Raw genomic sequence first — 8810 nt, forward strand, 5'->3', positions numbered from 1 at the left:
GCGGCTGGGGTGGGAGCGGCGGTCACGGGGTCTTCTCCTGGCAGTCGGTGCATGTGCCGCGCACCTCGACGGTGGGGCGGCTGACCTGGAAACCATGCTCGGCGGCGATGGTGCCGATGGCGGCGCGGATGCGCGGGTCGTCGATCTCCACGGCGTTGCCGCAGGTCTCGCACACCAGGAACTGCCCGGAATGGACGGCCCCCGGCGCCGCGCAGCCGATGTAGGCGTTCAGCGATTCGATGCGGTGGACCAGCCCATGCTCCACCAGGAACTCCAGCGCCCGGTAGACGGTCAGCGGGGCGGTGGCCTTGCCCTCGCGCTGGCTGAGGTCTTCCAGGATGGCGTAGGCGCCGCGCGGCTTGTGGCTGTTCCAGACCAGCTCCAGGACCTGCCGGCGCAGCGCCGTCAGCCGGGCGCCGCGCTCCGCGCACAGGGCGTCGGCGCGGGTCAGCGCATCGGCGATGCAATGCGCGTGGTCGTGCCCATGGCGGGAGGCCGGGCCGGCGGTGGAATGGGGATCGACGGTCATGGCGTTATCTTATTACATCGCCGGACGCCGACACCAGACAAAGAAGAAGGGCGGCCCCGGACGCGGAGGCCGCCCTTTCAAGGCGTGTCGCTGGATTATGGGACGGTCAGGCGTACGGTCAGAGACCGATCACGCCGCCGTCCTTCTTGGTGATCGCGACCACCGACGGGCGCGGCGGCATGTTGGGCTTGAAGTCGGGCCAGCGGGTCGCCGGGTCCTCGAAGGAGGAAAGCTTGCCCTTGAAGCCTTCCCACTGGTCGACGCCGTCGGTGGCGGGGTGCTGCACGGCGACGAACAGGGTCTTGTCGTCGGTGGTGAAGCAGGGGCCGCACATCTCCGCACCCACTGGCACGCGGTAGAACATCTTGGACAGGCCGCGCAGGTTGCCCTCGGTCTCCACGGCCCAGACGCCGTCGGCGGTGCCGGAGGCCTTCTTCCAGTTCTCGCCCTGGTCGGTGGTGATCCACAGGCGGCCACGGTGGTCCACCGCCGCGTTGTCGGGGCAGGAGAACCAGCCGTTGGCCGAGGTGTCGGCGTGGAACTGCGCGCCGACCTTCTCGTCCGCCGGGTTGCCGCCGCGCACCAGGATCGTCCACTCCGCCTTGGTCGAGGCGTGGTTGCCGTTCTCCGGCAGGATCTCGACGATGTGGCCCCAGTTGTTCTCGGCGCGCGGGTTGGTCGCGTCCACCTGCTCCGGCTTGCGGCGGGAGTTGTTGGTGAGGATGACGTAGACCTTGCCGGTCACCGCGTTGACCTCGATGTCCTCCGGGCGGTCCATCTTGGTGGCGCCCAGCGCGTCGGCGGCGAGGCGGGCGTTGATCAGGACGGTGGCCTGGTCGGGGAAGCCCTTCTCGGCGGTCAGCGGACCCTGGCCATGGACCAGCGGCAGCCACTCGACCGAGGCGTCGGCCTTGAACTTCGCCACGTAGAGCGTCCCGGTCTCCAGGATGTCCATGTTGGCGGCGCGGTTCTTGGGGTCGAACTTCTTGGCCGCGACGAACTTGTAGACATAGTCGAACCGCTCGTCGTCGCCGGTGTAGGCGACCACGGTGCCGTCTTTGCCCAGCGCGATCTGGCAGGCCTCATGCTTGAAGCGGCCGAGCGCCGTGCGCTTCTTCGGGGTCGCGGTCGGGTCGTAGGGGTCGATTTCGACGATCCAGCCGAAGCGGTTGGATTCGTTCGGCTCCTTGGCGATGTCGAAGCGGTCGTGATGGACGCCCCAGTTGTACCATTCGCCGGGGAAGCCGTAGCGCTTCAGCACCTTGGCGTTCGGGTTGACGTCCTCGACCTTGCCCCAGAAGTAGCCGTTGAAGTTCTCCTCCGCCGACAGCCAGGTGCCCCAGGGCGTCATGCCGCCGGAACAGTTGTTCAGCATGCCGCGGACCATGGTGCCGGTCGGGTCGTAGCTGGTCTTCATCAGGGCGTGGCCGGCGGCCGGGCCGGTGATGGCGCAGGGCGTCTCGCCGGTGATGCGGCGGTTGTAGCGGGAGTCCGCCACCGTCACCCACTTGCCCTTGACCTTGCGGATCTCGACGACGGTGCCGCCGTGGGCGGCCATCTCGATGTCCACCAGCGCCCTGGTCATGCGGGCGAACTTGTCCTTCTGCTGCTCCACGCCGACGCCGGGGAACATGACCTCCTCGTCGGTGTATTCGTGATTCACGCAGAGCAGGGCGCGGTCCGGCGACTGCGAGCCGAGCGGCAGCGGGGCGTAGCCGACGAAGTCGTTGTTGTAGCCGAACTGCTTCGACTGCGCCTCGGCGGTCTGGTTCATCGGGTCGAAGGCCGGCGCGCCGGGGACCACCGGGTCGCCCCAGCGGATCAGGATGTCGGCGTTGTAGCCGGCCGCCACGTGATGGTCGGCGTCGACACCGTGAGCCACCTCCTGGAAGGAGAAGCTGGCCTTGGCCGGGCGCGTGGCGCCGGTCACGGCGGCCTCGGCCGCGCGGGTCGGGGAGAGCAGGGCGGCCGGGCCGATCAGGGCGCTGACCGCGGCCCCGCTCAGCATGCCGCGCATCAGGTCGCGACGGCCGAGGCGGGCGTTGATGACGTCGCCCATGGTCGGGTTTTCGGACGGGTTGGAGCCGATGTCCTCCCGGCCCTCGAAGGTCAGATACTTGGTGCCCTTCTGGGGCAGGTCATGGGTGTCCATCGGTGTGCCTCGTCTCTTTCCGCAAATTTATTTGGGGTTGGGCGGGCGCACCTTACCGGGGGCCTGTGACGGTTTCTTTGCACTCCCATGAAGGCGGAATGAAAACACACGGTCGGGTTTTACGATCCGGCAACGATCAATCGCCGGCTTTCTTGATCTCCTGGAAGGCGGCCAGCGCGCGGTCGCGGGCGGTGCCATGGTCGACGATCGGCCGCGGGTAGTCCTTGCCAAGCGTAACCCCTGCCTTCCGCAGTTCCTCGTCGGGGGCCTCCCACGGCTTGTGAATCCAGCGATTGGGCAGCTTTTCCAGCTCCGGCACGTAGCGGCGGACATAGGCGCCCTCCGGGTCGAACTTCTCGCCCTGGAGGATCGGGTTGAAGACGCGGAAGAAGGGGGCCGCGTCGGCGCCGCAGCCGGCCACCCACTGCCAGTTGCCGGCATTGTTGGCGATGTCGGCGTCGACCAGCGTGTCCCAGAACCACGCCTCGCCCTCCTGCCAGGGAATCAGCAGATCCTTGATGAGGAAGGAGCCGACGATCATCCGCACGCGGTTGTGCATCCAGCCGGTTTGCCAGAGCTGGCGCATCCCCGCGTCCACGATGGGGTAGCCGGTGCGCCCGCGCTGCCACGCGCGCAGGCCCTTCTTGTCCGTCTTCCAGGGGAAGCGGGCGAAGCGCGTGTCCAGGGGCGTGTCCGGAATGCCCGGCTCCTCGCGCAGCAGGTGGTGATTGAACTCCCGCCAGCCGAGTTCGCGCAGGAAGGCCTCGGCGCCGGCCGCCAGCTCATGCCGTTGGTCGGCGGCGTGGCGCGCGGCGTGCCAGATCTGCCGTGGGCCGATCTCCCCGAAGGCGAGATGCGGCGACATGGCTGAGGTCCCGTCATGGTCCGGGCGGTCGCGCTCGGTCGGGTAGGCGGCCACCGGTCCATCGAGGAAATCGGCCAGCCGCTCGCGCGCCGCCTCCTCGCCGGGTTCCCAGTGCTCGCGCAGGCCGCCGGCCCAGTCGGGTGCCTCGGGCAGCAGGCCCCAATCCTTGAGCGACTCGCTGGACACCGGCTTGGCCGGCGGCGTCAGCTTGCCCGGCGCGCGGGTGGGGCGCGGCGGCTCCGGCATGGACAGCAGCGCCTTCCAGAAGGGCGTGAAGACTCGGAAGGGCGTGTCCGATTTGGTGCGGATGGTCCCCGGCTCGTAGAGAAGGGCGGCGTTGTGGGGGTGGACCGTCACGCCGCGCGCGGTCAGCCGGTCGCCCACCCTCCGGTCCCGGGCGATGGCGGTGGGACCGGCGCGACGGTTGCACAGCACGGTGTCGGCGCCGGTCTCCTCGGCCAGCGCCGCCAGCACCGCGGCGGGGTCGCCGCTGCGCAGCACCAGGGGCGAGCCGAGCGTGGCCAGCGCCTTGCCCAGCCGCTCCAGGCTGCCGTGCAGCCACCAGCGGGAGGCGGCGCCGGGAAGCCAGGGATCGTGGGCGTCCTTCTCGCGGATGTAAATCGGGATGACCGGCGCCCCATCCTTCGCCGCGGCGCTGAGCGCCGGGTTGTCGGCAAGGCGAAGATCGTTGCGGAACCAGACGAGGATGGGGGATTGATCGGTCTTCATCGGCCAACTTTAAGGAAATGGACAGAAGAACGGGCATGCCAAAACGCCGCAGCCAATGACCGCGGTCAATGGCTCTTGCTACGCGACGTCGATTGCTCCGGATCACCGCAGCAGAAAAAATTTTTCCTGGACAATTCCTATTGACGGTGATTTCCGCGCCGCTATTTCCGCCTTCGCTGCCACGACGTGGAGCCGGAGGCACGGCGGCCGACGGCGCCGGTTCCACGGTCGGGGGAGGAACGAGACGCCATCAATGGAGGAAACCACATGTCCCGCCTGTCACGCCTGCTGACCGCCGCCACCGTCGCCCTGCCGCTGTCCCTCGCCGCCCTCTCCGCGAAGGCGGCGGACATCGTGGACACCGCCGTCGCGGCGGGCCAGTTCAAGACGCTGGTCCAGGCCGTCCAGGCCGCCGGCCTCGCGGACACGCTGAAGGGCGCCGGTCCCTTCACCGTCTTCGCCCCGACCGACGAGGCCTTCGCCAAGCTGCCCGCCGGCACCGTCGAAAATCTTTTGAAGCCGGAGAACCGCGAGAAGCTCCGCTCCGTACTCACCTATCATGTGGTGCCGGGCAAGGTGATTTCGGCCGATATCGCCGGCAAGACGGCGATGCCGAAGACCGTGCAGGGCACCACCGTGGATATCGACGCGACGAAGGGCGGCGTGATGGTGGACAACGCGAAGGTCGTGAAGCCCGACATCATGGCGTCCAACGGCGTCATCCACGTGATCGATACGGTCATGATGCCGAACTGACGTTCTGCTTTTTCTTGAGGTCCCTCCTGCCGGACGTTTCACCGCCGGTTCCGGCAGGACCACTTGCCCGGAGAGTTCCCCCGACTCTCCGGGCTTTTTCTTTTTAAGCCTTGTCCGGCGATGCTTTGTCGGGAGACAGGCGGCTGCGCGGAAAGCGGTGGACCTTGCCGCGGGCCAGCAGATGCACCTCGAACCGCGCCGCCAGCAGGCCGGACACCGCCGGGTCCAGCACGTTCAGCCCGCCGGCGAATGCGCCGAAGGCCGGCAGGATCAGCTTTCCCCCGTCGAAGGCGAAGCAGCGCTCCCGCACCCGCCGGCCCGGCACGACGACGGCGGCAACCGGGTGCAGATGCCCCGACAATTCGCCGATGGCGCCGGGCACCGCCTCGTGCCGGAAGGTCAGCGGGCCGAGCGTCAGCTCGTCCAGGATGCGCCCGCCGAACCCCTCCGGCGGTTGCGGATCGTGGTTGCCGGTGACCCACAGCCAGTCCGCCACCCGCCCGGTCAGGTCGCGCAGCCGCGCCACGTCCCCCGCTTCCATGCGGCTCGCCGCCCGGCGGTCGTGGAAGCTGTCGCCGAGGCAGATCACCCGCTCCGGAGCCAGCCGCTCCACCAGCTCCGCCAGCCGGCTGAGCGTCGCCCGCGTGTCGTAGGGCGGCAGCATCCGCCCGCGCGCCGCGAAGGCGGACCCCTTCTCCAGATGCAGGTCGGCGACCACCAGCGTCCGCTCCGCCGGCCAGACCAGCGCGCCGGAGGGGTCGGGGGCCAGCGCGGCGCCCCGCAGGGTCATCGTCGTGTCCATGGTCATCCCAACGTCAAGCGGCCTTGGCTGTCACCGTCGGACCCCAATTCCGGCATCGCCTCGGCCACCAGATCGGCGGCGGCCTGCTCCAGAAGCTCGTCGGTGGCGGAGCCGTCCACCCGTTCCCGCCCGATCTCCAGGATGACCGGCACGGCGAGGGGGGAAATGCGGTCGAGGTCCTTGTGGGTGATGCGGCCCTTCACCCGGATCAGGAAATCCGACAGGCGTCGCACGTCGGTCAGCCCGCCCGCCGCGTCGGCGCGGGTGGCGCGCAGCAGGACATGGCCGGGATCGTGCTTGCGCAGCACGTCGTAGATCAGGTCGGAGGAGAAGGTGACCTGCCGCCCCGACTTCTCCTGCCCGGGATGGCGGCGGTCGATGACCCCGGTGATCAGCGCCACGTTGCGGAAGGTCCGCCGCAGCATCGAGGACTCGTCCATCCAGGCTTCCAGATCGTCGCCCAGCATGTCCTGGTCGAACAGCCCATCCATATCCCTGGGCGTGCGCAGCGACCACACCGCCAGCACATAGTCGGTGGCGACGAAGCCGAGCGGGCCGCAGCCCATCCGCTCCATCCGCCGGGTCAGCAGCATCCCCAGCGTCTGGTGCGCGTTCCGCCCCTCGAAGGCGTAGACGACGAGGAAGCGCTTGCCGGCCTTGGGGAAGCTCTCCACCAGCAGCCCGTCGCGCGCCGGCAGGACGGAGCGCCAGCGCTGGAGCCGCAGCCATTCCTGAACGTCCTCCGGCAGGCCGGGCCACTGCGCCGGGTCGGCCAGCATGGCGCGCACCCGGTCGGCCAGCGCGGTGGTCAGCGGCAGCCGCCCGCCGGCGTAGGCCGGGACCTTCGGCTCCCCGGTGCCGCCCTTCGCGACCTGCGCCTCCATCTCGCGGATGCCGAGGAACTTCAGCAATTGGCCGGCGAAGACGAAGGTGTCGCCGGGCGTGAGGCCCTGGATGAAATGCTCCTCCACCTCGCCCAGCACCGGGCCGCGGCTCAGGCGCACGCGCAGCATGGCCTCCTGCGTGATGGTGCCGACGTTCATGCGGTACTGCCGCGCCACCGCAGGCCCGGCCACCGCCATGCGCCCGTCCTCGCGCAGCTTCAGGCGGTGGAAGCGCTCGTAGTTGCCGAGCGCGTAGCCGCCGGTCGCCACGAAGTCCAGCACGTCGTCGAACTCGTCCCGCGACAGCCCGGCGTAGGGCGCGGCGCAGACCACCTCGTCGTACAGGTCGTCGGGCCGGAAGGGCTCCGCGCAGGCCATGCCGAGCATGTGCTGGGCGAGCACGTCCAGGCCGCCGGGGCGGGGCCGCTCGCCGTCCAGGCTCATGGCCGCCACGGCGTCGAGCGCGGCGCGGCATTCCAGCACCTCGAACCGGTTGGCGGGGACAAGCAGGGCGCGGCTCGGTTCGTCCAGCCGGTGGTTGGCGCGGCCGATGCGCTGGACCAGCCGGCTCGCCCCCTTGGGCGCGCCGATCTGCACCACCAGATCGACCGCCGCCCAGTCGATGCCGAGGTCGAGCGAGGAGGTCGCCACCACCGCCCGCAGCTTGCCCGCCGCCATGGCGGCCTCGACCTTGCGCCGCTGCTCCGCCGCCAGCGAGCCGTGGTGGAGCGCGATGGGCAAGGTGTCGTCGTTGAGGCGCCAGAGTTCCTGGAAGACCAGCTCCGCCTGGGCGCGCGTGTTGACGAAGACCAGCGTGGTGCGGTGGGCGCGGATGCGCTGGTACACCTCCTTCAGCGCGTGCATGGCCATGCGGCCGGACCAGGGCAGCCGCTCGCGCGTCGTCAGGATGTCCACCTCGGCGGAGGCGCCGGCCCGTCCGGTGACCAGCCGCACGTCGCCGCCATCCGCGTGCCCGGTTTTGGACAGCCAGGCGAGCAGCTGCGCCGGCTCCGCCACCGTGGCCGACAGCCCGACCCGCCGGGCCTGCGGCGCCAGCCGGGATAGCCGCGCCAAACCCAGGGCCAGCAGGTCGCCGCGCTTGGTCCCGGCCAGAGCGTGCAGCTCGTCGATGATGACGCAGCGCAGGTGCCGGAAGATCGTCGCCGCGTCGGCGTAGGCGATCATCAGCGCCAGACTTTCCGGCGTGGTCATCAGGATGTGCGGCGGGTTGGCCCGCTGCCGCCGCCGTTTGGATTCGGGCGTGTCGCCGGTGCGGGTCTCGGTACGGATGGGCAACCGCATCTCGGCGACGGGGTCCTCCAGATTGCGCTGGATATCCACCGCGAGCGCCTTCAGCGGCGAGATGTAGAGCGTGTGCAGCCCCTCGCGCGGGCGCTCCGCCAGATCGATCAGCGAGGGCAGGAAGCCGGCCAGTGTCTTGCCGCCGCCGGTCGGCGCGATCAGAAGGGCGCTGTCCCCGGCGACCGCCGCCTCGACCATGGCGAGCTGGTGCGGGTGCGGCGCCCAGCCCCGCGACCGGAACCAGCCCTGGACGTTGGCGGGGAGGAGAGGGAAGGGGAGGTCGGGCATGAAGGACCGAGTGAGTCGCTGAGACCGGAAAGAATAGTGTCGCGAATCGAACGGAGCAAGAACGGGAGCGCGCTTGCGTCCCGTTGACGGCTTTGGAAGCTGTGGTATTTTGGGAAGCAAGGAGGTGATGCGCCTTCGGTTTCCTGAAGGCGGAGCCGGTTTCCCGGCCCCGCCCCTTGGTTCCTTAGCTGTTGCGGTCCTGGTTGAAGCCGGCCTCGAACTCCAACTTCACCCGGAACCAGAAGCGTCGGAACCACTTCAGGTACCTTTTCAAGCGCATCACCTCCTCTCGGATGCCGGACGGGCAGGGCCCGCCGACACGCACCATCCAAAGGAATGCATGGGCGCGGTCAACCGGGGATGTGGCTCGGTGGGATGGCTGCGGCACTTGGGCGCGTTGTTGGGGTGGGGAGGTCTTGCCCCCACCCTGACCCTCCCCCGCTCTCGGCGGACCGAAGGTCCGCCTGCCGCGTCAGCGCAAACCTTTGGTTTGCGCGAGAGCT

At 69.5% G+C, this 8810-nt stretch carries 6 protein-coding genes; 1 reads left to right on the forward strand and 5 read right to left on the reverse strand.

Features of this window, described 5'->3' with window-relative positions:
• Positions 1-22 precede the first annotated feature (22 nt).
• The 3 genes from DXK32_RS31350 to DXK32_RS31360 form a co-directional block, all read right to left on the reverse strand.
• Positions 23-529 carry a Fur family transcriptional regulator gene (locus DXK32_RS31350; RefSeq protein ID WP_114862074.1) on the reverse strand — a complete coding sequence of 169 codons (507 nt, stop codon included), beginning with the start codon at positions 527-529 and terminating at the stop codon, positions 23-25.
• Positions 530-647: 118 nt separating this feature from the next.
• Positions 648-2681, reverse strand: a complete 2034-nt coding sequence (locus tag DXK32_RS31355) for a PhoX family protein (RefSeq protein ID WP_114862075.1) — start codon at positions 2679-2681, stop codon at positions 648-650.
• 136 nt (positions 2682-2817) lie between these two features.
• Positions 2818-4275, reverse strand: a complete 1458-nt coding sequence (locus DXK32_RS31360) for a cryptochrome/photolyase family protein (RefSeq protein WP_114862076.1) — start codon at positions 4273-4275, stop codon at positions 2818-2820.
• A 267-nt stretch (positions 4276-4542) separates the two neighbouring features.
• Here DXK32_RS31360 and DXK32_RS31365 point away from each other — a divergent pair, with 267 nt between their 5' ends.
• The gene (locus DXK32_RS31365; protein ID WP_114862077.1) at positions 4543-5031 is read left to right on the forward strand and encodes a fasciclin domain-containing protein; all 489 of its coding nucleotides are present in this window, start codon (positions 4543-4545) and stop codon (positions 5029-5031) included.
• 103 nt (positions 5032-5134) lie between these two features.
• Here DXK32_RS31365 and pdeM read toward each other — a convergent pair whose 3' ends face one another.
• Both pdeM and DXK32_RS31375 read right to left on the reverse strand, forming a co-directional pair.
• The gene (gene pdeM, locus DXK32_RS31370) at positions 5135-5839 is read right to left on the reverse strand and encodes a ligase-associated DNA damage response endonuclease PdeM (protein WP_114862078.1); all 705 of its coding nucleotides are present in this window, start codon (positions 5837-5839) and stop codon (positions 5135-5137) included.
• The gene (locus tag DXK32_RS31375) at positions 5836-8307 is read right to left on the reverse strand and encodes a ligase-associated DNA damage response DEXH box helicase (RefSeq protein ID WP_114862079.1); all 2472 of its coding nucleotides are present in this window, start codon (positions 8305-8307) and stop codon (positions 5836-5838) included. The genes pdeM and DXK32_RS31375 overlap by 4 nt, the downstream gene beginning before the upstream one ends.
• Positions 8308-8810 lie beyond the last annotated feature (503 nt).

Source organism: Azospirillum brasilense, from assembly GCF_003349955.1.
Classification (GTDB): domain Bacteria; phylum Pseudomonadota; class Alphaproteobacteria; order Azospirillales; family Azospirillaceae; genus Azospirillum; species Azospirillum brasilense_B.

Excerpts from the sequence above, each read along its gene's own strand:
- DXK32_RS31350 (WP_114862074.1), bottom strand. The coding sequence starts at position 529 with ATGACCGTCGATCCCCATTCCACCGCCGGCCCGGCCTCCCGCCATGGG.
- DXK32_RS31365 (WP_114862077.1), top strand. The coding sequence starts at position 4,543 with ATGTCCCGCCTGTCACGCCTGCTGACCGCCGCCACCGTCGCCCTGCCG.
- DXK32_RS31360 (WP_114862076.1), bottom strand. The coding sequence starts at position 4,275 with ATGAAGACCGATCAATCCCCCATCCTCGTCTGGTTCCGCAACGATCTT.
- pdeM (WP_114862078.1), bottom strand. The coding sequence starts at position 5,839 with ATGACCATGGACACGACGATGACCCTGCGGGGCGCCGCGCTGGCCCCC.
- DXK32_RS31375 (WP_114862079.1), bottom strand. The coding sequence starts at position 8,307 with ATGCCCGACCTCCCCTTCCCTCTCCTCCCCGCCAACGTCCAGGGCTGG.
- DXK32_RS31355 (WP_114862075.1), bottom strand. The coding sequence starts at position 2,681 with ATGGACACCCATGACCTGCCCCAGAAGGGCACCAAGTATCTGACCTTC.